This window comes from Bradyrhizobium sp. SZCCHNRI1029 (assembly GCF_032487555.1).
In the GTDB taxonomy this organism is placed as follows: Bacteria; Pseudomonadota; Alphaproteobacteria; order Rhizobiales; family Xanthobacteraceae; genus Bradyrhizobium.
Map to the genome: position 1 here is coordinate 512,947 of NZ_JAUEUK010000005.1, position 23,424 is coordinate 536,370.

The 23,424-nt window shown below is 66.4% G+C and carries 19 protein-coding genes and 1 other RNA gene; 10 read left to right on the top strand and 10 right to left on the bottom strand.

Annotation, left to right across the window (positions count from 1 at the left end):
• Nucleotides 1–150 precede the first annotated feature (150 nt).
• Both polA and QW861_RS17335 read right to left on the bottom strand, forming a co-directional pair.
• The gene (gene polA, locus QW861_RS17330; RefSeq protein ID WP_316193315.1) at nucleotides 151–3,183 is read right to left on the bottom strand and encodes a DNA polymerase I; all 3,033 of its coding nucleotides are present in this window, start codon (nucleotides 3,181–3,183) and stop codon (nucleotides 151–153) included.
• 72 nt (nucleotides 3,184–3,255) lie between these two features.
• A complete protein-coding gene (locus QW861_RS17335; protein ID WP_315752219.1) occupies nucleotides 3,256–4,107 on the bottom strand; it encodes a LysR family transcriptional regulator in 852 nt (283 codons plus the stop codon).
• Nucleotides 4,108–4,206: 99 nt separating this feature from the next.
• On the opposite strand from QW861_RS17335, the gene QW861_RS17340 reads away from it, so the two are divergent.
• Nucleotides 4,207–5,175, top strand: a complete 969-nt coding sequence (locus QW861_RS17340) for a quinone oxidoreductase (protein ID WP_315752218.1) — start codon at nucleotides 4,207–4,209, stop codon at nucleotides 5,173–5,175.
• 8 nt (nucleotides 5,176–5,183) lie between these two features.
• Here QW861_RS17340 and QW861_RS17345 read toward each other — a convergent pair whose 3' ends face one another.
• Nucleotides 5,184–6,236, bottom strand: coding sequence for an acyltransferase family protein (locus tag QW861_RS17345; RefSeq protein ID WP_315752217.1), 1,053 nt, complete (start codon nucleotides 6,234–6,236; stop codon nucleotides 5,184–5,186).
• Nucleotides 6,237–6,387: 151 nt separating this feature from the next.
• Here QW861_RS17345 and QW861_RS17350 point away from each other — a divergent pair, with 151 nt between their 5' ends.
• From QW861_RS17350 to QW861_RS17365, 4 genes are all read left to right on the top strand, one after another.
• Nucleotides 6,388–7,707, top strand: coding sequence for a UDP-glucose/GDP-mannose dehydrogenase family protein (locus tag QW861_RS17350; protein ID WP_315715339.1), 1,320 nt, complete (start codon nucleotides 6,388–6,390; stop codon nucleotides 7,705–7,707).
• A gap of 116 nt (nucleotides 7,708–7,823) precedes the next feature.
• Nucleotides 7,824–10,298, top strand: coding sequence for an ATP-dependent helicase HrpB (gene hrpB / locus QW861_RS17355; RefSeq protein WP_315752319.1), 2,475 nt, complete (start codon nucleotides 7,824–7,826; stop codon nucleotides 10,296–10,298).
• A gap of 161 nt (nucleotides 10,299–10,459) precedes the next feature.
• Entirely contained in the window at nucleotides 10,460–10,960 is a 501-nt protein-coding gene (locus QW861_RS17360; RefSeq protein WP_315752318.1) for a TIGR02281 family clan AA aspartic protease, read from the top strand.
• A 221-nt stretch (nucleotides 10,961–11,181) separates the two neighbouring features.
• Nucleotides 11,182–12,681 carry a phosphomannomutase/phosphoglucomutase gene (locus QW861_RS17365; protein ID WP_316193316.1) on the top strand — a complete coding sequence of 500 codons (1,500 nt, stop codon included), beginning with the start codon at nucleotides 11,182–11,184 and terminating at the stop codon, nucleotides 12,679–12,681.
• A gap of 53 nt (nucleotides 12,682–12,734) precedes the next feature.
• On the opposite strand, the gene QW861_RS17370 is transcribed toward QW861_RS17365, so the two are convergent.
• The 5 genes from QW861_RS17370 to QW861_RS17390 all read right to left on the bottom strand — a co-directional run bounded on the left by QW861_RS17370 (nucleotide 12,735) and on the right by QW861_RS17390 (nucleotide 16,662).
• Nucleotides 12,735–14,201, bottom strand: a complete 1,467-nt coding sequence (locus QW861_RS17370; protein WP_316167266.1) for a methyl-accepting chemotaxis protein — start codon at nucleotides 14,199–14,201, stop codon at nucleotides 12,735–12,737.
• A gap of 20 nt (nucleotides 14,202–14,221) precedes the next feature.
• Nucleotides 14,222–14,551: a hypothetical protein gene (locus tag QW861_RS17375; RefSeq protein ID WP_315752316.1), complete on the bottom strand. Its 330-nt coding sequence runs from the start codon at nucleotides 14,549–14,551 to the stop codon at nucleotides 14,222–14,224.
• Nucleotides 14,552–14,663: 112 nt separating this feature from the next.
• Nucleotides 14,664–15,164, bottom strand: coding sequence for an Lrp/AsnC family transcriptional regulator (locus QW861_RS17380; protein WP_315715344.1), 501 nt, complete (start codon nucleotides 15,162–15,164; stop codon nucleotides 14,664–14,666).
• A 130-nt stretch (nucleotides 15,165–15,294) separates the two neighbouring features.
• The gene (gene nudC, locus QW861_RS17385) at nucleotides 15,295–16,239 is read right to left on the bottom strand and encodes an NAD(+) diphosphatase (RefSeq protein WP_316193317.1); all 945 of its coding nucleotides are present in this window, start codon (nucleotides 16,237–16,239) and stop codon (nucleotides 15,295–15,297) included.
• Between the two features lie 3 nt (nucleotides 16,240–16,242).
• The gene (locus QW861_RS17390) at nucleotides 16,243–16,662 is read right to left on the bottom strand and encodes an HIT family protein (RefSeq protein ID WP_316193318.1); all 420 of its coding nucleotides are present in this window, start codon (nucleotides 16,660–16,662) and stop codon (nucleotides 16,243–16,245) included.
• A gap of 145 nt (nucleotides 16,663–16,807) precedes the next feature.
• Between QW861_RS17390 and ffs the strand changes: the two genes are divergently transcribed.
• The 5 genes from ffs to QW861_RS17415 all read left to right on the top strand — a co-directional run bounded on the left by ffs (nucleotide 16,808) and on the right by QW861_RS17415 (nucleotide 20,369).
• Nucleotides 16,808–16,904, top strand: an RNA gene (gene ffs, locus QW861_RS17395) — signal recognition particle sRNA small type.
• 131 nt (nucleotides 16,905–17,035) lie between these two features.
• Nucleotides 17,036–18,874 carry a DNA polymerase III subunit gamma/tau gene (locus QW861_RS17400; protein WP_316169602.1) on the top strand — a complete coding sequence of 613 codons (1,839 nt, stop codon included), beginning with the start codon at nucleotides 17,036–17,038 and terminating at the stop codon, nucleotides 18,872–18,874.
• 103 nt (nucleotides 18,875–18,977) lie between these two features.
• On the top strand, nucleotides 18,978–19,298 hold the full coding sequence (locus QW861_RS17405; protein ID WP_315715348.1) for a YbaB/EbfC family nucleoid-associated protein: 321 nt from the start codon (nucleotides 18,978–18,980) through the stop codon (nucleotides 19,296–19,298).
• Between the two features lie 25 nt (nucleotides 19,299–19,323).
• Nucleotides 19,324–19,923 carry a recombination mediator RecR gene (recR, locus tag QW861_RS17410; RefSeq protein WP_315715349.1) on the top strand — a complete coding sequence of 200 codons (600 nt, stop codon included), beginning with the start codon at nucleotides 19,324–19,326 and terminating at the stop codon, nucleotides 19,921–19,923.
• Between the two features lie 20 nt (nucleotides 19,924–19,943).
• Nucleotides 19,944–20,369: a hypothetical protein gene (locus QW861_RS17415; protein WP_315715350.1), complete on the top strand. Its 426-nt coding sequence runs from the start codon at nucleotides 19,944–19,946 to the stop codon at nucleotides 20,367–20,369.
• Between the two features lie 160 nt (nucleotides 20,370–20,529).
• On the opposite strand, the gene QW861_RS17420 is transcribed toward QW861_RS17415, so the two are convergent.
• Nucleotides 20,530–21,915 (bottom strand): AmpG family muropeptide MFS transporter, encoded by a 1,386-nt coding sequence (locus tag QW861_RS17420; RefSeq protein ID WP_315752211.1) that lies wholly within the window; start codon nucleotides 21,913–21,915, stop codon nucleotides 20,530–20,532.
• Nucleotides 21,916–22,031: 116 nt separating this feature from the next.
• Complete coding sequence (locus QW861_RS17425; RefSeq protein WP_315752210.1) at nucleotides 22,032–23,267, bottom strand: DNA recombination protein RmuC; 1,236 nt, start codon at nucleotides 23,265–23,267, stop codon at nucleotides 22,032–22,034.
• Nucleotides 23,268–23,424: the final 157 nt, after the last annotated feature.

Consider the following 23,424-nt stretch of genomic DNA (forward strand, 5'->3'; position numbering starts at 1 on the left):
TCTCTCCACAGGCGCCAGCGCCCGCGGCTCACCCCACCCCGCTCGCCCGCTTTGCGTGCGATCGACCCTCCCCCTCCAGGGGAGGGTGGCATCTCGCTCGTGACGGATTTCGGCGCTCGCGATGACGAGGCAGAGATCACCGCGATCAGCTCAATGCGCCTCATCCCAGTTATCAGCCGCGCGGGCGTCGACATGTAGCGGCACCGACAGCAGCACCGCCGGGAAGGGGGCGTCCTGCATGACGTGCTGCACCACCGGCAAGGTCGCGGCGACCTCGTCGTCCGGCACCTCGAAGATCAGTTCGTCATGCACCTGCAGCAGCATCTGAGCCGACAGCTTCTTTTGCGCCAGGGCCTCCTCGACGCGGATCATGGCGCGCCGGATGATGTCGGCCGCGGTGCCCTGCAGCCGCGCATTGATCGCGGCGCGCTCGTTGAAGGCGCGCACCGAGGCGTTGGAGGCCTTGATCTCGGGGTAATGGCACTTGCGGCCGAACAACGTGGTGACATAGCCGTGCTTGCGGCAGAACTCCTTGGTCGCGTCCATGTAGTCGCGAATGCCGGGGAAGCGCTCGAAATAGCGCTTGATGTAGGCCGAGGCCTCCTCGCGGGCGATGCCGAGCTGGTTGGCGAGGCCGAACGCGGAGATGCCGTAGATGATGCCGAAATTGATCGCCTTGGCGCGGCGGCGCACCTCGCTCGGCATGTCCTTGATCGGCACGCCGAACATCTCGGATGCCGTCATCGCGTGGATGTCGAGCCCGTCCTTGAACGCCTGCTTCAGCACGGGGATGTCGGCGATCTCCGCGAGCAGCCGCAACTCGATCTGCGAGTAGTCGGCCGACACCAGCTTATGGCCCGGCGTCGCGATGAAGGCGCGGCGGATCTTGCGGCCATCTTCGGTCCGCACCGGGATGTTCTGCAGATTCGGCTCGTTCGACGACAGCCGGCCGGTGGTGGTCGCCGCCAGCGCGTAAGTGGTGTGCACGCGATGCGTCTGCGGGTTGACATAGGTCGGCAGCGCATCGGTATAGGTCGATTTCAGCTTCGAGACCTGGCGCCATTCCAGGATCTTGCGCGCGAAATCGTTGCCCTGCTCGGCGAGGTCATCGAGGATGGAGGCAGAGGTCGACCAGGCGCCGGTCTTGGTCTTGGTGCCGCCCGACAGGCCCATCTTGCCGAACAGGATGTCGCCGATCTGCTTCGGGCTGCCGACATTGATCGGCTCGCCGGCCAGCTCCTGCAACTCGGCCTCGACGCGCGCCGCGGTCTGGGCGAAGTCGCCGGACAGGCGCGACAGCACCTGGCGGTCGATCGAGATGCCGCGCCGCTCCATGCGCGCCAGCACCGACACCAGCGGCCGCTCCAGGGTCTCGTAGACCGCGGTCATGCGCTCCGCCGTGAGGCGCGGCTTCAGCACGCGCCAGACCCGATGGATGACATCGGCGGCTTCCGCGGAATGCGCGGTCGCGCGATCGATGGCGACCTGCTCGAAGGTCAGCTTGTTCCGGCCGCTCCCGATCAGCTCACCTTCACTGATCATGGCGTGTCCGAGCACGTGCTCGGACAGCGAGTCGAGCTTCTGCGATCCACGTCCGGCGTCCAGCGCGTAGCTCATCAGCTGCACGTCGTCGGTGTTGGTCAGGGTGATGCCGGCCTGCGCCAGCATCACGGCCGTGAACTTGATGTTGAAGCCGATCTTGAGCAGGCCGGCCGATTCCAGGATGGGCGTCAGGGCAGCGAGCGCCTCGCTGTCCCTGATCTGGCCAGGTGCGAGCCCGGCATCGAACAGGCCGCCGCCATCGCCGGCCTGGCGATGCGCCAGCGGGATGTAGCAGGCGTCGTTCGGCGCCAGCGCCAACGCGATGCCGCACAGGCTGGCCTGCATCGGATCGATCGAGCTGGCTTTGACGTCGATGGTGACCCGACCGAAGTCATGGACGCGGGCGAGCCACGCATTCAGCTCCGATACGGTGCGCACGGTCTGATATTTATCGCGATCGATCCGCGCGCTCTTGGCCGCCTCGGCCCTGGACTCGGCGAGGCTGGCGGGTGTGCCTTTGCTCATCGCCGACTTGTCGGTGCGCGGGTCACCGCTGCGAGGAGCGGCGCCTGGCTTGCTCAGTGTGCTCCCTCCCCCGCTTGCGGGGGAGGGCGGGGTGGGGGCTGCGGCCGGACTCGATCCCACCTTCAACTGCTCATCCGCCGATACGTCGGCCGGATCGATGTGCGAATACTCGGCGACGCGGCGCGTCAGCGTGGTGAACTCCATCGCCTTGAGGAAGGCGATCAGCTTGCGCGGATCGGGCTCGTGCACCGCGAGGTCGTCGAGTGGCACATCGAGCACGACCTTGTCGTCGAGCAGCACCAACTGGCGCGAGATCCGCGCCTTCTCGGCGTTCTCGATCAGCGCCTCGCGCCGCTTCGGCTGCTTGATCTCGCTTGCGCGCGTCAGCAGGCCTTCGAGATCGCCATAGTCGGTGATCAACTGCGCGGCGGTCTTGATGCCGATGCCGGGCACGCCCGGCACGTTGTCGGTGGAATCGCCGGCCAGCGCCTGCACCTCGACCACCTTCTCCGGCGGCACGCCGAACTTCTCGATCACCTCGGCGACGCCGATGCGTCGGTCCTTCATCGTGTCGTACATCGTGACGCAGTCGTTGACGAGCTGCATCAAATCCTTGTCCGAGGACACGATGGTGGTGGTGGCGCCGCGCTCACAGGCAAGCCGCGCATAAGTCGCGATCAGGTCGTCCGCCTCGAAGCCCGACTGCTCCAGGCACGGCAGGTCGAAGGCGCGGACGGCCTCGCGGATCAGCGAGAATTGCGGGATCAGGTCGTCGGGCGCCGGCGGCCGGTGCGCCTTGTAGTCGGCGTAGATCTTGTTGCGGAACGTGACCTCGGACTTGTCGAACACGATGGCCAGATGCGTCGGTCGGTCGGTCTCGGGCATGTCGCGCAGCAGCTTCCACAGCATGTTGCAGAAGCCGAGCACGGCATTGACCTGCAGCCCGTCGGACTTGCGGTTGAGCGGCGGCAGCGCGTGATAGGCGCGGAAGATGTAGGACGAGCCGTCGACCAGGAACACATGGTCGCCGTTGGCCGCGCCCTTCGCCAAATTCTTGGCGGCGGCAGGCACAGGGGCGGCGGGCGTGGCGGCGGCTTTCTGGGGAGCTTTGGGCATGGCCGCAATGTAGGGATTTTCGCTCGCATTGACAGCCGTGACGACGCCATGCGCACCGGATTTTTCCGCCCCTCAGTCCGGTCGGACGCAGCGGGTCAGGAACTCCATGACGGCGCGAATGAGGGGCGTGCGCCTGAGGTCGCGATGAACGATGAGCCAGATGTCCCTGCTGATGGCCGCGCCGGCTTCGAAGCGGGTGAGGTCGGGATCATGATCGCCGAGAAAATGCGGCAGGGCGGCGAGCCCCAGCCCTGCGCGCGCCGCTGCGGCCTGGCTCTCGAGATCGCTGCTCCGAAACACGATCGGGCGCTGCCCGGCGACCGCCTTCAGCCATTGCTGCTGGGGTGCCGAGTCCATGCTGGCATCATAGGCGATGAATCCGAGCGCATGCTGCGGCGTCTCCTTGAGATAGTGCGGCGCGCCGTAGAGGTTGAAGCCGAAGCGGCCGATCTTGCGTGCGATCAGGCCGGGCTCGTCGGGACGGAACAGTCGCAGAGCGATGTCGGCTTCCCGTCGGTTGAGCGAGGCGCTGCGCTTCTCGCCGATCAGCTTGATGATGATGGCGGGATGCCGCCGGTGCAGCTCGACCAGCCGTGGCGCGATCAGCCTGTTGGCGAGCGTCGGCGGCGCGCTGACCGAGACCTCACCGGCCAGACCGGGACGCGATGCGACCACGGCGCGCTCGATCGCGAACGCGGCCTGCTCCATCGGGCCGGCGGCCGCGGCGAGGCGGCGGCCGTCCTCGGTCAGCTCATAGGCCCGCGCTCGGCGGTCGACCAGCTTCAGCCCGGTGGCCCGTTCCAGGGCCGCGACCCGGCGGGCCACCGTGACATGATCGACGCCGAGACCACGTGCGGCGGCCGACAGCGTGCCCTCGCGGGCCAGGGTCACGAAGTGGTGAAGGTCGGTCCAGTCGATCCGCATGTTCGAATATTCACAATAGGGGAGCCAAATTGGGCAATTCCGCAGAATGCCAACGCTGACCACACTGTCCGGATCAAGGCAAGATGTGTGGAGACGGGCATGGTTGCTATCGTTCGACTGAAGGCACCGGGTGGCGCGGAGAATCTGGTGTTGGAGAATGTTGAGCTGCCGGCGCCGGGCGCCAACGAGATCCGGCTGCGCCACACGGCGATCGGCGTGAACTTCATCGATATCTATCAGCGCAGCGGCCTCTATCCGCTGCCCGATGGAATTCCTGGGGTCGAAGGGGCGGGGATCGTCACGGCGAAAGGCGCGGACGTGACAGAGTTGTCCGTCGGCGACCGCGTCGCCTATGCCGGCGCCCCGGTCGGCGCCTATGCCTCGGAGCGAAATCTGCCCGCCTGGCGCGCGATGCCGCTGCCCGACGCCGTGTCTGAAGCGAGCGCTGCGTCGACCCTGCTGAAAGGCATCACCGCGGTGATGCTGCTCAATCGTACCTATGCCGTCGGAGCCGGAACGACGCTGTTGGTGCACAGTGCCGCCGGCGGGCTCGGCCAGGTGCTGACGCGACTGGCTCGGCTGCGCGGCGCGACCGTCATCGGCACGGTGAGCTCGGAGGCCAAGGCGGAGCTCGCGCGTGCCGCCGGCGCGCGCCATCTGATCGTCGGCCGGGATGCTGACTTTGTCGATGCCGTGAAGCGATTGACCGACGGGCGCGGCGTCGATGTCGCCTATGATGGCGTCGGCGGCAAGACGCTTGCGCAAACGCTCGCCTGCGTCAGGCCGTTCGGGACGGTCGCCAGCATCGGTCAGTCCGGCGGTCCAATTCCAAGCCTTGCCGTCGAGGAGCTAGGGCCGCGCCGCAGCCTGTCGCTGGCACGCCCGAGCGTGATGGCCCATGTCAACGATGTCGCCGACTATCGCAGGGATGCAGCGACGGTTCTCGCCGCGCTCGCCGATGGCGATCTCGTCGGCCACGGCACCGCGTATCCGCTGGCGCGGGTCGTCGAGGCCCATATCGATCTGGAGAGCGGCCGCAGCCGTGGCGCGCTGCTTCTGGTGCCCTGACGGTGACGCTACTCCGCCGGCTGCAACACGGCTTTCGGCTTCGGCGGCGCGATCCAGAACGCGATCGGGCGCTCGAACAGGAAGCGTGCGCCGAGGCGCAGCGCGAGGCGCCAGATCGCGAGCGCGCCGAGCACGCCGGCGACGGTCACGAGCAGGGAGATCGTGCCGATGTCGGCGATGGCGCCCGTCTTCAGCAACAAGGAGCGCGTCGCCGCCATCGGCAGGAAGAAGGCGAGATAGATCACGATCGAATGCTCGCCGCAGAACCGCAATGCGTTGAGGAGCTGCGCGCGCGCCAGCAGCGTGCCGGCGATGATGATGGCGACGGCGCCGGCATAGCCGAGCATGAGGGAGACAGCCGGCCATTCGCTGACACCGAGGTTCACCAGCGACTGATTGATCACCGCCCAGGCGAGCAGGCCGACGATGGCGAGCATCGGCTGCGCCCGCGCGCGATCCGACAGCGCGAAGATGGCAGGCGCGAACAGATAGCCCGAATAGATATAGACGAAGCGGGCGCAGAATTCGTCGATCACGGTCCAGCCGGTGACGATGTGCGCCATTTCGAGGCCGGCCGCGACGCCCCAGATCACCGGCGCCGGCAGCTTTCGTGTCAGTTTGATGACGACGAAGAAGATCGGCAGCAGATAGATGAACCACAGCGTGCCGAACGGCTCGATGAAGGATTCCAGGTACAGGTAGCCGGCGTGCGGCCAGCCGGACGCGGCGGCGAAGCCGGGCGCCTTGAAGCCGAACTGGATGGTCACCCACAGCACGTAGAAGTAGGCGAAATGCACCACCTTGCGGTCGAGATAGGTACGCCAGTCCCGGTTGATCACCAGTGGCAGAAACAGGCCGGAAATCAGGAAGAAGTCGGGCATCCGGAACGGCTTGGCGAAGGCGACGACGGCGTGCATGAAGCCGGTCTCGCCGGCGGCGAGCTCGACGCCGAGCACCGAGTGCATCATCACCACCATGATGATGCAGATACCCTTGGCGTAGTCCACCCAGTCGATGCGCGTCTCGGTTCCGGCCGTTTTCGGCGTACCATTCGCGGTCATGCTGTCCCTCTTTGGCGCGGAGCTGCCGCATTGTCGGGCAGAGCCGTTAATACTCCTCCTTGTCATCCAAACGTCATGCCGTTTTCTAAATTCCCCTTGAACCGCAAATGGTTTAAGACGCGAAAGTATTAACCTTGAAGGATGGGTTTCGATGCGAATTGCGATGATCGGCACGGGCTATGTGGGTCTGGTGTCCGGTGCCTGCTTCGCCGATTTCGGTCACCAGGTGACCTGCGTGGACAAGGACGAGAGCAAGATCGCCGCGCTGCATCGCGGAGAAATTCCGATCTTCGAGCCCGGCCTGGATGCGCTGGTCGCGGCCAACGTCAAGGCCAAGCGGCTCGATTTCACCACGGACCTCAAGCAGCCGGTCGCGGAGGCCGACGCCGTTTTCATCGCGGTTGGTACGCCGTCGCGGCGCGGCGACGGACACGCCGACCTCACCTACGTCTATGCCGCCGCGCGCGAGATCGCCGCCTCGCTCACCGGCTTCACCGTGGTCGTGACGAAGTCGACGGTGCCGGTCGGCACCGGCGACGAGGTCGAGCGCATCATCCGCGAGACCAATCCGACGGCCGATGTCGTCGTCGCCTCCAATCCGGAATTTCTGCGCGAAGGTGCCGCGATCCGCGATTTCAAATGGCCGGATCGCATCGTCGTCGGCACCGCGGACGAGCGTGGCCGCAAGGTGCTCGGCGACATCTATCGCCCGCTGTCGTTGAACCAGGCGCCGATGATGTACACCGAGCGCCGCACCGCCGAGCTGATCAAATACGCCGCCAATGCGTTCCTCGCCACCAAGATCACCTTCATCAACGAGGTCGCCGATCTCGCCGAGAAGGTCGGCGCCGACGTGCAGGAGGTGGCGCGCGGCATCGGTCTCGACAACCGCATCGGCTCCAAATTCCTGCATGCCGGTCCGGGCTTCGGCGGTTCGTGCTTCCCGAAGGACACGCGTGCGCTGATCAAGATCGCGCAGGACTACGACACGCAGCTGCGCATCGTCGAATCGGTGCTGGCGGTGAACGACAACCGCAAGCGCGCGATGGCGCGCAAGGTGGCGCATGCCGTCGGCGGCAATCTGCGCGGCAAGACAGTCGCGGTGCTCGGCCTCACCTTCAAGCCGGAGACCGACGACATGCGCGAGGCACCGTCGATCCCGCTGGTGACCGGTCTGCTCGACATGGGCGCCAAGGTCCGCGCGCATGATCCCGTCGGCATCGAGCAGGCCAAGAAGGAGCTGCCGGAGATCGCCTACTACGACGATCCCTATGAGTGCGCGACCGGCGCCGATGCGATCGTGCTGGTCACCGAATGGGTGCAGTACCGCGCCATGGATCTCGATCGCCTCAAGGAGGTGATGGCGCATCCGGTCGTCGTCGATTTGCGCAATGTCTACCGCCCCGACGAGATGGCCGCCCACGGCTTCGTCTACGAGAGCATCGGCAGGCCATCGGTGAAGGGCGGTTGACATGGCATTGTCATACCCCGCGCAGGCGGGGTATCCAGTACGCCCGATCTTCGTGATCCGCGAGATTTGCGCTTACTGGATCACCCGCCTTCGCGGGTGATGACGGGTTGCTGCTATTGCCCCTCCGCTTCGACACACCGCTGCCCATCGATGCCGTGCTGGACGATCTGTCCGGCACGCTCGAACGCAGCAACACCGCCGTGCTGGTGGCGCCGCCCGGCGCCGGCAAGACCACGCGGGTGCCGCTGGCCTTGCGTGATGCAGTCTGGGTTGGGGACAAGAAGATCATCGTGCTGGAGCCGCGCCGGATCGCGGCCCGCGCCTCGGCCGAGCGCATGGCGAAGTCGCTCGGCGAGCGCGTAGGCGACACCGTCGGCTACCGCGTGCGCTTCGGCTCGAAGATCTCGCGCGCGACCCGCATCGAGGTCGTCACCGAGGGCATCTTCACCCGGCAGATCCTCGATGATCCCGAACTGATCGGCGTCGCTGCCGTGCTGTTCGACGAATTCCACGAGCGCTCGCTCGACGCCGATCTCGGCCTCGCATTGGCGCGCGATGCGCAGCAGGGGCTGCGCGAGGATCTCCGTATCCTCGTGATGTCGGCGACGCTCGACGGCGCCCGCGTCGCCAGACTGCTCGGCAATGCGCCGGTGGTCGAGAGCGAGGGCCGAGCCTATCCGGTCGAGACCCGTTATGTCGGCCGCAAGCCGGATGCGCCGGTCGAGCGCCAGATGGCCGAGACCATCGCCAGCGCGCTGCGCGCCGATGCCGGCTCCGTGCTCGCCTTCCTGCCGGGCGCGGCCGAGATCCGGCGTACCCAGACCATGCTCGCCGAGCGCGTTCATGATGCCAGCGTTGAGATCGTGCCGCTGTTCGGCGCGCTCGATGCCGCGGTCCAGGACCGCGCGATTTCGCCGGCACCGAAGGGCAGCCGCAAGGTCGTGCTGGCGACGTCGATCGCCGAGACCTCGCTGACCATCGAAGGCGTCCGCATCGTGGTCGATTCCGGTCTCGCCCGGGTGCCGCGCTACGAGCCGGACATCGGCCTCACCAGGCTGGAGACGATGCGGGCTTCGCGCGCCGCCGTCGATCAGCGCCGCGGCCGCGCCGGCCGCACCGAGCCTGGCGTCTGCTACCGGCTATGGGACGAGCCGCAGACGGCCTCGCTGGCGGCCTATACGCAGCCGGAAATCCTCAGCGCCGACCTGTCCTCGCTGGTGCTCGATCTGGCGCAATGGGGTGTCAGTGACCCCTCCGCGCTGAGCTTCCTCGATCCGCCGCCGCAACCGGCTTGGAAGGAGGCAAGGGACCTGCTGCGCGAGCTCGATGCGCTCGATGCCGATGGCAGGCTGACCAACGAAGGCCGGCGGCTGCGGGCGCTGGCGCTGCCGCCGCGGCTGGCGCGGATGATCGTCGATGCCGCCGACCACGGCGCGGCGGCGCAGGCCGCCGACATCGCCGCCATCCTGACCGAGCGCGGGCTGGGCGGCGACAGCGTTGATCTCGAGGTGCGGCTCGATCAGTTCCGCCGCGACCGCTCGCCGCGCGCGCAAAGTGCCCGCGACCTTGCGCGGCGGTGGGCGCAGCAGGTGTCGTCCGCGTCCGCCCGCGCCGGAGACGCGGACATCTCCACCGGCCTGATGCTCGCCTTCGCCTTTCCCGACCGGGTCGCGCGCAATCGCGGCAATGGCAGCTTCGTGCTCGCCAATGGCCGCGGCGCCGCCGTCGACCCCGCCTCGTCGCTGGCGCGCGTGCCCTATATCGCGGTCGGTGAGCTGACGGGAACGGCGGCCAGCGGCCGCATCCTGCTGGCGGCGCCGCTGGCGATCGAGGATATAGAGCGGCATTTTGCTGCACATATCGAAGCGAGAGACGAGGTCAGCTTCGATCAAAACGCGATGGCGTTGCGGGCGCGCCGCCGGCGCAAGCTGCATGCGATCACCATGGCCGATGCGCCAGTCGCGCTGACGCCGTCGGAGGAGACCGCGCGCATCTTCGCGGAAGGGATCTGCGCGGCCGGGCTCGACCGGCTGCCCTGGTCGAAGGCCGCCAAGCAGTGGCGTGACCGCGTCACCTTCCTGCGCAGGGCGGAAGGCGAGAGTTGGCCGGACCTGTCGGAGGCGGGCCTCGCCGAGCGGCGCGAGGACTGGCTGGTGCCGCTGCTCGCCGACAAGACCTCGCTCAAGGACATATCGCCCGGCGACGTCTCCGACGCCGTGATGGCGCTGCTGCCCTGGGATCTCCGCGCCCGGCTCGACCGGGAGGCGCCGACCCATTTCGAGGCGCCGACCGGCACCATGCTGGCGATCGACTACGAGGCCGAGCAGGGGCCCACCATCGCGGTGCGGCTGCAGGAGCTGTTCGGCCTGAACGTCCATCCCTCGATCGCGCGCGGCGCTGTGCCCCTGGTGCTGGAGCTGCTGTCGCCGGCGCAGCGGCCGGTGCAGGTGACGCGCGATCTGCCCGGCTTCTGGCGCGGCTCCTATGCCGCGGTCCGCACCGACCTGCGCGGCCGTTATCCGCGCCATCCCTGGCCCGACGATCCGGCCCATGCCGAGCCGACCCGGCGGGCCAAGCCGCGGGGGACGTAGCTCATGCAAATTGTACCGCCGCCGTCGTTGTCGTTAACGCTTCACTCATCGTTTTCGCCAAAATGGCGGCGGCAGCCGGTCGCTCGCAGTCGCCCGTCAGCGGCTTTGATGGTCAAATCGGTTGCGGGGTAAAGTCAGGCGTTTGCGTCATGCGTAACATAATGATCTTCGCGGCCGTTCTCGTCGGTCTCGGCACCTTCATGGCGCAACTGGCCGATCGCCTGACCCCCGCGTCGGCATCCGCGACGCCGTCCGCGCGGGTTGCCACGGCGGAACCGTCTCCTGCGGGCCAGCGCAGCCTGAGCATTCCGACCGACCGCCGCGGTCATTTCCGCGCCGACGGCCGCATCGACGGCCAGCGCATCAGCTTCATGGTCGATACCGGCGCCTCGATGGTCGCGCTGAACGAGAGCTCGGCCGCCCGTTTCGGCCTGCGTCCGGCGCGCGGCGACTACACCGCCACCGTGACCACGGCCAACGGCACCGTGAAGGCCGCCCGGGCCAGGCTCGCGATGGTCGAGCTCGGCGAGCTCACCGTGCGAGACGTCGATGCCCTGGTGCTGCCCGATACGGCGCTGTCGGAGAATCTGCTTGGCCTGTCCTTCCTGTCCAAGCTGAAGCGTTTCGCCTACGCCAACGGCCAGATGGTGCTGGAGCAGTAGGCTGCACCGAAGCGGAATGTTGTTTCGCGCGTCACCGGCCCCCACATACCGGCAGGCAGGCCTATCCCGAGTCGCAGTCATTGAGTTCGTCTGGTGGCCTGCTCGAGCGGTCCTGCCCGATTGTTGCCTGTATTCCTCTGCCTTCTGACACTGTTGTCTGACGTCGTGCTAAGCACGAATGCCTTCTTCCATTGATGTGATATTGCCGAGGCCGTCTCCTGATGTTTCCGAAACCCAAGCCCGTCCTGGTTCCCAATACCTACGCCTTCGAATCCGAGCCGATGGTGAAGCCGACGGGCTTCCGCGAATATGACGCGCGCTGGCTGTTCAACAAGGAGATCAATCTGATGGGGGTGCAGGCGCTCGGCATGGGGCTGGGCGCGCTGATCGCCGAACGCGGCGTCAAGCAGGAGATCGTGACCGGGCACGATTTCCGCGGCTACTCCGCCTCGATCAAATACGCCCTGATCTCGGGCCTGATGGCCGCCGGCTGCAAGGTGCATGACATCGGCCTTGCCGTGACGCCGATGGCCTATTTCGCCCAGTTCGACCTCGACGTGCCCTGCGTCGCCATGGTGACCGCCTCGCACAACGACAACGGCTGGACCGGCGTGAAGATGGGGGCCAACCGCCCGCTCACCTTCGGCCCCGAAGAGATGACCCGGCTCAAGGAGATCGTGCTCGAGGCCGCGTTCAAGAATGGCAGCGGCGGCTCCTATCAGTTCCATGAGAATTATCCGGCGCGCTACATCGCCGACCTCACCAGCCGTCCCAAGCTGAAGCGCAGGCTGAAGGTGGTCGCGGCCTGCGGCAACGGCACCGCGGGCGCGTTCGCGCCGCAGGTGCTGGAGGCGATCGGCTGCGAGGTTGTCCCGCTCGACACCGAGCTCGATCACACCTTCCCGAAATACAATCCCAATCCCGAAGACATGGAGATGCTGCACGCCATCCGCGATGCCGTGCTCGCGCACGAGGCCGATGTCGGCCTCGGCTTCGATGGCGACGGCGATCGCTGCGGCGTGGTCGACAATACCGGCGAGGAGATCTTCGCCGACAAGGTCGGCGTGATGCTGGCGCGCGACATGTCGGCGATCCACAAGGACGCGCAGTTCGTCGTCGACGTGAAGTCGACCGGCCTGTTCATGACCGATCCGGTGCTGCAGGCGCAGGGCGCGAAGACCGCCTACTGGAAGACAGGCCATTCCTACATGAAGCGCCGCACCAACGAGCTCGGTGCGCTCGCCGGCTTCGAGAAGTCGGGCCACTTCTTCTTCAACCGCCCGTTCGGGCGAGGCTACGACGACGGTCTGGTCTCGGCGATCGCGATCTGCGACATGCTCGATCGGGCGCCGGGCAAGTCGATGGCCGACCTGAAGGACGCGCTGCCAAAGACCTGGTCGTCGCCGACCATGTCGCCGCATTGTGGCGACGAGGTCAAATACGGCGTCGCCGACGCTGTCGTGAAGCACTTCCAGGCGCTGCAGCAGCAGGGCGGCAAGGTGGCGGGGCAGAAGATCCGCGATCTCGTCACCGTCAACGGCGTCCGCGTCACCGTCGAGGACGGCAGCTGGGGTCTGGTGCGAGCGTCATCCAACAAGCCCGAGCTCGTGGTGGTGGTCGAAAGCCCGGTGTCCGAGCAGCGCATGCACGACATGTTCGAGGCGGTCAACGAGGTGCTGCGGACGCATCCCGAAGTCGGCGCCTACAACCAGACGATCTGAGGCCGCGTCGATGATGTCGCGCTAGGGCGCTGATCCGATCCTACTCGATGGAATCAAGCGGCCCTCAGGGAGCTCAGGAACTGATCGACCTCGGATTTGAGCCGGGTCGATTGCGAGGTGAGTCCGGTCGCGGACTCCAGCAGGCGCGAGGCGGCGCTGCCGGTCTCGTCGGAGGCACGGGTCACGCTGCCCATGCTTTGGCTGACCAGCCGCGTGCCTTCGGCCGCCTGCTGCACGTTGCCGGAAATTTCTCCGGTGGCGAGGCCCTGCTGCTCGACCGCGGTGGCGATCTCCTTGGAGATGTCGTCGATCTCGGCAATCGTTCCCCCGATCGCCTGGATGGCGGAGACGGCGTCACCCGTTGCGCTCTGGATGCTCTGCACCTGGCTGGAAATTTCCTCGGTGGCCTTCGCGGTCTGGTTGGCGAGCGCCTTGACCTCGCTTGCCACGACGGCAAAGCCCTTGCCGTGCTCGCCGGCGCGCGCCGCCTCAATGGTGGCGTTCAGCGCCAGCAGGTTGGTCTGGCTGGCGATCGTCTGGATCAGCGTCACCACCTCGCCGATCTTCTGAGTGCCGGCAGCCAGGCTCGCGACCACCGTGTTGGTGCGGCGAGCTTCGTCCGCCGCTTTCGCGGCGATCTCCGCCGACCGCGTCACCTGCTGTGAGATACTGTTGATCGACGCAGTCAGCTCTTCCGTTGCGGCAGCGACCGTCTCGACATTGGTCGACGCCTGTTGCGAGGCGCCGGCCGCGGCCGACGTCTGGCGCGAGGACTCCGCGCTGCTCCGGCTCATCGACGAGGACAGGCTCTGCATCTCGTTGGCGGCGACGGCCACCGCCTCGACGATGCCGCCGATCTTGCGCTCGAAGCCTTCTGCGAGCTCGCGACGGGCAAGATCGGCCTGCTGCTTGACGCGTTGCTCGGCCTCGAACCGCTCGGCGGTGGCGCGCGCCTCGGCAGCGATCGCCGATTCGGCTTCTGCGGTCTTGCGCGCGCTGGTTTCGAACAACTGCGTCAGCTTGAGCGCAAGGGCGATGAGAACACCGGCCTCGATCAGCAGGATGACCGCATGCAGCACAACGCGGCCGAAATCAGCGCCGCCCGGGTAGATCGCTGCAGGAAAGACGAAGTTCAGGACCAGATGGTGAAGCGCGACGGCGACGGTGCCGGCCAGGATCGGCCGGTAGTCGCAATATGCGACCAGACAGGCGAGCGCGGCGAAGAAATACATGTGCATGTCGATCTGCCAGGCATGTCCGGACATCTGGTAGACAAGCACAGATACACCGCCCATGACGGCGACCGCGACCGTGAGCTGGGTCGACAAGGTGTCGCCGGCGCTGCGCCAGGAAAGGGTCGCCACCACCGCCATGACGACCATGAGCATGGTCGGCATCAGCCAGTCGCCGCGCGACAGCCCGATGATGAGGGAGAGCGGAACGTGAACCCAGAGTACCGCCAGCAGAAGCTTGCTGGTTGTGTGCCGGAGGGTTGCCAGATCGCTGGTCTCGACGTTCATTTCCGATTCCCCCAAAGAGATCATTTTGCAAGGCAGGCGGAGACCGCCTGCGGATCGATGATGAGCCAGGCTCCGGCCTCGCGCAGCCGCGCCGAGCCGTCGTGTTCGCCGGGACGAACGACCAGCAGCGATGAAATGGTCGTTGTGCGCACGAGCGCGGCGTCAGCCGAGGCCGCAGCGAGCATCGCGTGTTGCGCGCTCCACCAAGGTGGGAAAGCGACGGCCACGATTTCGCTCCCCGCGCGCACTTGGAGTGACAGCGCTGCGACCGCGACAAAGCTCGCGATCAGAAGCGCCGTGGCATTGAGCCACGGGCGCGAAGACTGAGGTATGGTTGCACCGGACGTCATCACATCCAAGAATAGAGGGATGGGAATAACTTCCGGTAAACGTTCGTTAGGGATGACGACTGGAGTTCGGGACGCCGGCGCTGCAACGTCCAAGCGGCCCGGAATGCTCGGCTCAGACCGGCGGCACCGGCAGCGCCGTGACCGACTTGATCTTCTCCATGGCGAAGCGCGAGGTGACGTTCTTCAGGGGCACCGCGCTGATCAGCTTCTTGTAGAAGACATCGTAGCTCTGCATGTCCGCAACGACGACGCGCAGCATGTAGTCGACGTCGCCGGCCATCCGGTAGAACTCCATCACCTCCGGCATCGAGCTGACGGCCTCGGCGAATTTGCGCAGCCAGGCCTCGGAATGGTCGGCACTCTCCACCGAGACGAACACGGAGATGCCGAGCCCGATCTTGTTCTGATCGACCAGGGCCACCCGGCGCAGGATCACGCCATCGGCCTCCAGCCGCTGGATGCGCTTCCAGCACGGCGTCGACGACAATCCGACCCGATCGCCGATCTCGGCGACGGAGAGCGATGCGTCCTCCTGCAGGACCATCAGAATCTTGCGGTCAATGGCATCGAGCCGGCGATTGGCCTCGGAGCCTTGGGCGGCGACGTCGGTCATGGAGAAACTTGTTCCATAGGAAGGCTATAAAACCCTCATATAGAGAAAATCGTTCCAAGGCAAGGATCGGCCGTTCAGCCCTTTGCGGCCGGGTCCGGCCGTTTCCGCAGAGGGCCGGACTGGTTTCCTGTTACCGCTCGTCGTTCTCCTTCAGCCAGCGGCCGACCAGATGATGAGCAATGGCGAACGGATGCGGTCCCGCCAAGCCGTCCGGATGCTGCCGTAGCAGCATCTGCCGGGCCTCGTCGCGGCTGAACCAGCGCACGTCCTCGAGCTCGGTGCGGTCGATGACGATGTCTTCGTTGAGCGCTCGGGCGCTGCAACCGATCATCAACGACGACGGATAGGGCCAAGGCTGGGTCATGTAATAGGTCACGTCGGTACAGCGAATGCCCGATTCTTCGAACACCTCGCGCCGGACGGCGTCCTCGATCGTCTCAGCCGCCTCGACGAAGCCGGCGAGGCAGGAATACATGCCGGCCGGAAACTGCTTCTGCCGCCCGAGCAGGCACTTGTCGCCCGAGGCGACCAGCGAGATCACGACCGGATCGGTGCGCGGGAAATGCTCCGTCTTGCAGCTCGGGCATTCGCGCTTCCAGCCGCCCTCGCGCATCGCGGTCTTGGCGCCGCAATTGGCGCAGAAGCCGTGGCGCTGATGCCATGATACCAGGGACTTCGCCATCGCGATCGTCGCCAACTGGTCGACCGGGATCGCGCCCTGCATCGCCATCCCGCGCAGCTCGGTGACCGCCACATCGTCGCGCCCGGCGAGCTTCTCGACGGCCGCCGGCGAGATGCCCATGCCGAACACCGCCGCTTCGTCCTGCAGCCCGAGGAAGATCGTTCCCGGATTGGCACCGAACTTCAGCGCCTCGTCGATCGACAGCAGCGCGCGCAGCTTGTCGCCCTCGCGCTTCAGCACCAGCGAATCGCGATGCACGACATAGGCCCGCGTCGACGGCTTGCTCTCGAAGCCGAGCAGCCTCTCGTCATGGAAGCGCAGATGGGCGGCGCGATCGATCGGATGGCCGACGAAGGCCGGCTTGCCCAACGGAAACAAGTCGAATGGCGACATCTCTCACCCTAGCCAGATCTTGCGCCTGATAGCGCTGATGAACTGCTGCACCTCCTGCGCATCGTGGGGCACAGGCGGCACGGCGCCCCACACCGGTCGCGGCCAGGCCACGTCACTTGTGCGTCGCGCGATGATGTGGACGTGCAACTGCGGCACCATGTTGCCGAGCGCGGCGACGTTGAGCTTGTCGCATTTGGTGATCTCTTTGAGCGCGCGTGACGCCCGCGTGATCTCGGTCATCAGCTGCGCCTGCGCGACCTCGTCGAGATCGATGATCTCGACCGCGCCCTCGCGCCGCGGCACCAGCAGCAGCCAAGGATAGTTCGCGTCCTTGATCACCAGCACGCGGGACAGCGGCAGGTCGCCAATGTCGATTGTATCCTTCGCAAGTTGCGGATGCAGCGACCAGGCTGATTCGGGCATGCGGCGGTTCCTGGCGGATGGTCAGGTGGGGAGCTCGCGGGCACCTAAAGCCTTTCCGAGCTGCGGCACAAGCCCGCGGGGCGGTAGACTAGGCCGGCGAAGCTCGCGCTTGCTTTCCGGACCATTTGGCCCCAAATAGGCAGCGGGAGATTGGCGGTGGACGAGCCACTCGCCAACCGGGTCAGGTCCGGAAGGAAGCAGCCCTAACGAGGTCCGGATCGGGTCGCTCGTCAGTCTCCTACCTGTTTTCTCGAGCGAATCGCGCAAAGATGGCGGGGACCCCGCGCAGGGCGGGCGCTCGACCGCGCTCCGGCTGATTGCGTCGACGATCGCGATCGATGCCGGCCTGGAATGCTCACTTGCGGATCGCTCGATGACCGACGCTGGCGCCCCACCTGTTCCGCCTGACAGCGCCGACGCTCCCGCCAAGCCCTACCGGGTGCTGGCGCGCAAATACCGCCCCTCCAGCTTCGCAGATCTGATCGGCCAGGAGGCCGTGGTGCGCACGGTCTCGAACGCGTTCGAGACCGGCCGGATTCCGCAGGCCTGGATTCTGACCGGCGTCCGCGGCGTCGGCAAGACGACCACCGCCCGCATTCTCGCCCGCGCATTGAATTACGAGCTGCCGGACGGCTCGGTGAAGGGGCCGACCATCCATATGCCGGTGCTCGGCACCCATTGCCAGGCGATCATGGAAAGCCGGCACATGGACATCCTCGAGATGGACGCGGCGTCCCATACCGGCGTCGACGACGTCCGCCAGATCAATGACAGCGTCCGCTATGCGCCGGCCAGCGCGCGCTACAAGGTCTACATCATCGACGAAGTCCACATGCTGTCGACAGCGGCGTTCAACGCCTTCCTGAAGACCTTGGAGGAGCCGCCGGAGCACGCCAAGTTCGTGTTTGCGACCACCGAGATCCGCAAAGTGCCGGTGACGGTGCTGTCGCGCTGCCAGCGCTTCGATCTGCGCCGCGTCGAGGCCGACGTGCTGATGAAGCATCTTTCGGGCATCGCGACCAAGGAAGGCGTGACGATCGAGCCCGAGGCGCTCGGCATCATCGCGCGCGCCGCCGAAGGCTCGGTGCGCGATTCGTTGTCGCTGCTCGATCAGGCGATCGCGCACAGCGCCGGCGAAGTCCGCGCCGACGATGTCCGTCAGATGCTGGGCCTCGCCGACCGCACCCGCGTGATCGACCTGTTCCACCATCTCGCCAGCGGCGACATCGCCGCCGCCTTCAAGGAATTCCGCGAGCAATATGACGTCGGCGCCGACCCCGTGGTCGTGCTGTCGGATCTGGCCGAGTTCGTGAATTTCGTCACCCGGGTGAAGGTCGTGCCGGCCACGGCCGACAACGTCGCGTTCAGCGAGACCGAGCGGCTGCGCGCGCGCGACTTCGCCACCAAGCTGTCGATGCGGGTGCTGTCGCGGATGTGGCAGATGCTGCTCAAGGGCATTGCCGAGACCCAAGGTGCGACGCGCCCGGCCGCCGCTGCGGAAATGGTGCTGGTACGGATTGCCTACGCGGCCGATCTGCCGACGCCCGACGAAGCCATTCGGATGATCGACCAGAACGGCGGCGGATCTCCCGTTGTCACGAACGGCGGCGGAGCGCGTGCTGCGCCGGCATCCACCATGAGCGCGGGAACGCCGCCTGTGATGACGTCGGCGCCGATGCAGGCGCCGCGCGCGCAAGGCCCGACGCTCGCTGCGGTCGGCGGTTCGATGCGCCCGCAGGCGATGTCGTCACAGCCGGCGCCGGCAACACAGGACCAGCCCGCGCTGCGCATCGCGAGCTTTCAGGAACTCGTCGCGCTGGCCGGCAAGAATCGTGACCTGATCACCAAGAGCGCGCTGGAGATGGACGTGCGGCTGGTCCGCTTCGAAGAGGGACGGCTGGAGATCGCGCTGGAACGGACGGCGCAGCGCTCGCTTGTCTCGGACCTCGGCCGCAAGCTGGAAGACTGGACCGGCCGGCGCTGGACGGTGATCGTTTCCAACGAGCCGGGTCAGGCGACCTTGCGCGAGCAGAACCTGCGCGCCAAGAGCGAGCGAGAGGCGGCGGCGGAGGCCGATCCGCGCGTACAGGAGATCCTGGCGCGGTTCCCGGGCACCAAGGTGGTCGAAGTGCGCCGGCTCGCCCCCGAGCCGCCCGAATCGGACGCCAGTGCTGTCGAGCCGCCCGACGAGTCCGACGATGATGATTTCTAGAGCATGATCCGGAAAAGTGGAAACCGGTTTTCCTCGCGACAAACGCCAAAGGCGTTTGCGCGGAGATCATGCTCAACAAGATGGCTGATGATGAGGTGCTCCGATGGCTGACTTTCTCGGCATGATGAAACAGGCGGCGCAGCTGCAGACGAAGATGCAGGAGATGCAGGAGGAACTCGGCAACGTCGAGGTCGAGGGCATCTCGGGCGGCGGTCTGGTTGCCGTGCGCATGACCGCCAAGATGGACGTGAAGAGCATCAAGATCGATCCGTCGCTGCTCAAGCCGGAGGAGGCCGAGATCCTGGAGGACCTGCTGGTCACCGCGCATGGCGATGCGCGGCGCAAGGCGGAAGCCGCGATGCAGGAGAAGATGCAGGCCATCACCGGCAAGCTCGGCCTGCCGCCAGGCTTCGGTTTTGGTTAGTTGACCTGATGACATTCGTGAACTGATGGCCGTCGCTGGTCCTGAGATCGAACGCCTGATCCAGCTGCTCGCGCGCCTGCCCGGCCTCGGGCCGCGTTCGGCGCGGCGCGCCGCCCTGCATCTGATCAAGAAGCGCGAGGCGCTGATGGTGCCGCTTGCCTCGGCGCTGCAGGTCGCGATCGATCGCATCCAGGTCTGCAAGACCTGCGGCAACATCGATACGCAGAATCCCTGCACGGTGTGCACCGATCCGCGGCGTGATCCCGCGATGATCGTCGTCGTCGCCGATGTCGCCGACCTCTGGGCGCTGGAGCGCGCCAAGGCCTCGAACGGCCGCTATCACGTGCTCGGCGGCACCTTGTCGCCGCTCGACGGAGTCGGTCCGCAGGATCTCACCATCGACGCGCTGGTGCAGCGCGCGCATGCGCCGGAGGTGCAGGAGATCATCCTCGCTCTGAACGCGACGGTCGACGGCCAGACGACGGCGCACTACATCACCGACCTCCTGCAGGAGGCGAACGTCAAGGTCACGCGGCTGGCGCATGGCGTGCCGGTCGGCGGCGAGCTCGACTATCTCGACGAAGGCACGCTCTCGGCCGCGATGCGGCAGCGGACCTTGTTCTAAGCACAGACGGAAGTGAATTGATGACGAAACGCGGATTCGGCAAACGGCTGGCTTTGGGCGCGATTCTGGCGGCACTCTCGGCGCCGTCGGTGCTGGCGCAGCAAAGCGAGGCACCGCAGAAGGCGGGGCGTCCGCTCAATGCCGGTGACGTGCTGTCGGGCGAGCTGACGGCGCTGAAGCTGAAAGGCGCCAAATCGGGCCAGCCCTCCGCCGCCTATCAGATCACCAGCGAGCCGCGCCGCCTGCCGCCGCCGAGCGGGTTGTGCAATCTCGAGACCGGACCGGAGACGTTCCAGCTCGTCACCGCGAACACGGCGCAGGCCTCGCAGCTCAAGGGCCTGCTCGGCAAGCAGATCGCGGTCAAGGTCGACGAGATCGCCTGCGCCCAGGATGCGGGGCAGATGAGCGAGGCGGTCGTGACCAAGTGGAGCTTGGTGAAGCGGTGACACTTGGGACGCTGCGAGCGCCGCCTCCTGACTTCTGCAGTCATCGCCCGGCTCGACCGGGCGATCCAGTACGCCGCGGCCCCTCGGTGGATAGCTGACGTCTCTGGAATACTGGGTCACCCGCCTTCGCGAGTGACGACAGTTGACGGTGAGGCGGCAGCTACAACTTCACCGGCCCCAAATCATCGAAATGCCCACGCCGTTGCAGCCAAGCGAGCAGCACGAGGCTCGGGATCGCGACGAGCACGCAGATGACGAAGAATGCAGGCCAGCCGGTCGCTTTCGCCACATAGCCCGCGCCCGATGACAGATAGGTTCGTCCAACCGCGGCGAGCGCGGTGAGCAGCGCATATTGGGTCGCGGTGTGCAGCGGGTTCTGGCACAGCGCAGAGAGATAGGCGACGAAGATCACGGTGCCGATCGCGCTGGTGAGGTTCTCCGCAGAGATCGCCAGCGCCAGCGCCCACTGATTGACGCCGACGATGGCGAGCCATGAGAACGACAGGTTGGCCAGCGCCTGCACGATGCCGCCGATCCACAGGCTGATGGCGAGCGAATAGCGCCGCGCGACGAAGCCGCCGGCAAAGCCGCCGGCGAGCGTGGCGGCGAGGCCGACGCCTTTCACGATCGCGGCGTAGTCGACCTTGCTGAAACCGAGATCGATCACGAACGGCGCGGTCATCGTGCCGGAGAAGGCGTCAGTGAACTTGAACAGCACGACGAAGGCGAGCGCCGTGAGCGCATCACGTCGGCCGAGGAACTCGACGAAGGCCCCGGCAGCCGCATGCATCACGCGGGTGAGCGCGGTGTCCGCCCCCATCGCGGCCTCCGCCTGCTGCGACTGGGCCGGCTCGGTCGCCGCGAGGGCCGTGATCGTGCCGATCAGCACCAGTCCGGCCATCGCAACATAGCCCCACATCCAGGACGACGGACGCGTCAGCCCCGAGTTCTCGAATGCACTGACCACCACCAGTGCGCCGGCGGTCGAGACCAGCATGCCGATGCGGTAGGCGGCGACATACGCCGCCATGCCCGCGGCCTGCTCACTCTCCGGCAGGCTCTCGACGCGGAAGGCGTCGACCACGATGTCCTGGGTCGCCGACATCGCGGCGACCAGCAGCGCGGCCAGCGCCACCATGAACGGCGCGTGCGCCGGATCGGTCAACGCCAGCAGCAGGATGGCGGCGATCAGCAGCAGTTGCGCGAACACCAGCCAGCCGCGTCGCCGCCCGAAGGCGCGCGTCAGCAGCGGCACGTGCAGCGCGTCGACCAGCGGCGCCCAGAGGAATTTCAGCGTGTAGGGCGTGCCGACGAGCGCGAATAGCCCGATGGTCCCGAGGTCGACGCCGAGCTCGCGCATCCAGATCTGCAAGGTCGAGCCGGACAGCGCCAGCGGCAGCCCCGACGAAAATCCGAGGAACAGCACCACGAGCACGCGCGGCTGCAGATAGACGGCCATGCTCTCGCGCCAGGTGGGGGCTCTTGGCGCAGCCTCGGGCTTTGCGCCGGTCGCGGTGATGTCGGAAGAAGCCTCAGGTACGGTCATGGATGGGTGGTAGCAGATTGGCGCAAGAAACGCTCCCCATCTCAGCTGTCATCGTCCGCGAGCCGGACGATGACAGTCTTGGCAAAATTCAAGCTGCGACAGGGGCAGCTGCCCAATCACTCGCCCGCCTGCACGCGTCCCGCCAGCGGAAACAAATCCGGCGCGGTGCCCGTAGCCGGCGCGATGCGTGGCGACTCCACCGGCGTGTCCTGTTTGCTGAAGTCGAGCTCCTCGATGCGGGCGGCGCGCTTCTCGATCTTGTCGGCCGAGATGAGGATCTGGCGGATGTCCTCGCCGACATCGCCGAAATGCTTCTGCAGCTTGAGCACGCGCTCGCGCAGGCGGCCGAGATCGTCCCCGAGATGGATCACCTCGTTGCGGATCTGGTCGGCGGCGTCGCGGATGCGTGCGTCCTTCATGATCTGCTGCATGACCTGGATCGCGAGCATCAGCAGCGACGGCGACACCAGCACGACGCGCGCGCGATACGCTTTCTGGATGACGTCGTCGAAGCCATCATGGATCTCGGCATAGACCGATTCCGACGGCACGAACATCAGCGCGGTGTCCTGCGTCTCGCCGACCACCAGATATTTCTCCGCGATGTCGTTGACGTGACGCAGCACGTCGGTACGCAGGCGCTGTGCGGCGGTGCGCTTCTCCTCGTCCGTCTCCGCATCATGCAGCGCGGTCACGGCTTCCAACGGAAACTTGGCGTCGATGCACAGCGGTCGCGCGTCGGGCAGGAACACGACGCAGTCCGGCCGCTTGCCGCTGGCGAGCGTGTACTGGAACGCGTAGCTGCCCTTCGGCAGTCCGTCCTGCACGATCGCCTCCATCCGCGCCTGGCCGAACGCGCCGCGCGACTGCTTGTTGGCGAGGACGTCGCGCAGGGTCGTGACCTGGGTCGTCAGCTCGCTGAGATCACGGTGGGCATTGTCGATGATGCCGAGCCGCTCGTGCAGCACGCGCAGACTATCCATGGTGTGGCGCGTACTCTGCTCCATCGACTGTCCGACGCGATGAGTCACCGCATCGAGCCGCTCGTTGACGCTGCGGGCAAGATCAACCTGCCGGCCGGCGAGCAGCTGCGCCATCGCGTCGACCCGGCCGGAGGCCTCGCTCTGGACGCGGATCATCTCGCTGAACCGATGTTCGATCTCATCGCTGCGCATCGCCTGCTGGGCCGCGAGCTCGGCGCCGCGCCGGCCGGAACGCACCACGGCCGCCACGATCATCACGAGCAGCAGCACCACCAGCACGCCAAATCCGATCAGCGCATCGCTGGCGCGGACCGGAAGGTCGCCGATCATGATGACGACAGGATTGAGGGACTGGCTGGCGGCGGTCATCACGCCCGTCTATCCGATTCGCACAAGCTCGCGAACGAAGAGAGAACATTTATGGTTAAGGCCAGGTTAAGAATCATGGTTAACGAGGCGTTGAAATTCATGGTTAGCGAAGTCTTAACCGCGCACCCTCACATTGACCGCGCCGGTTCCGCGGCTT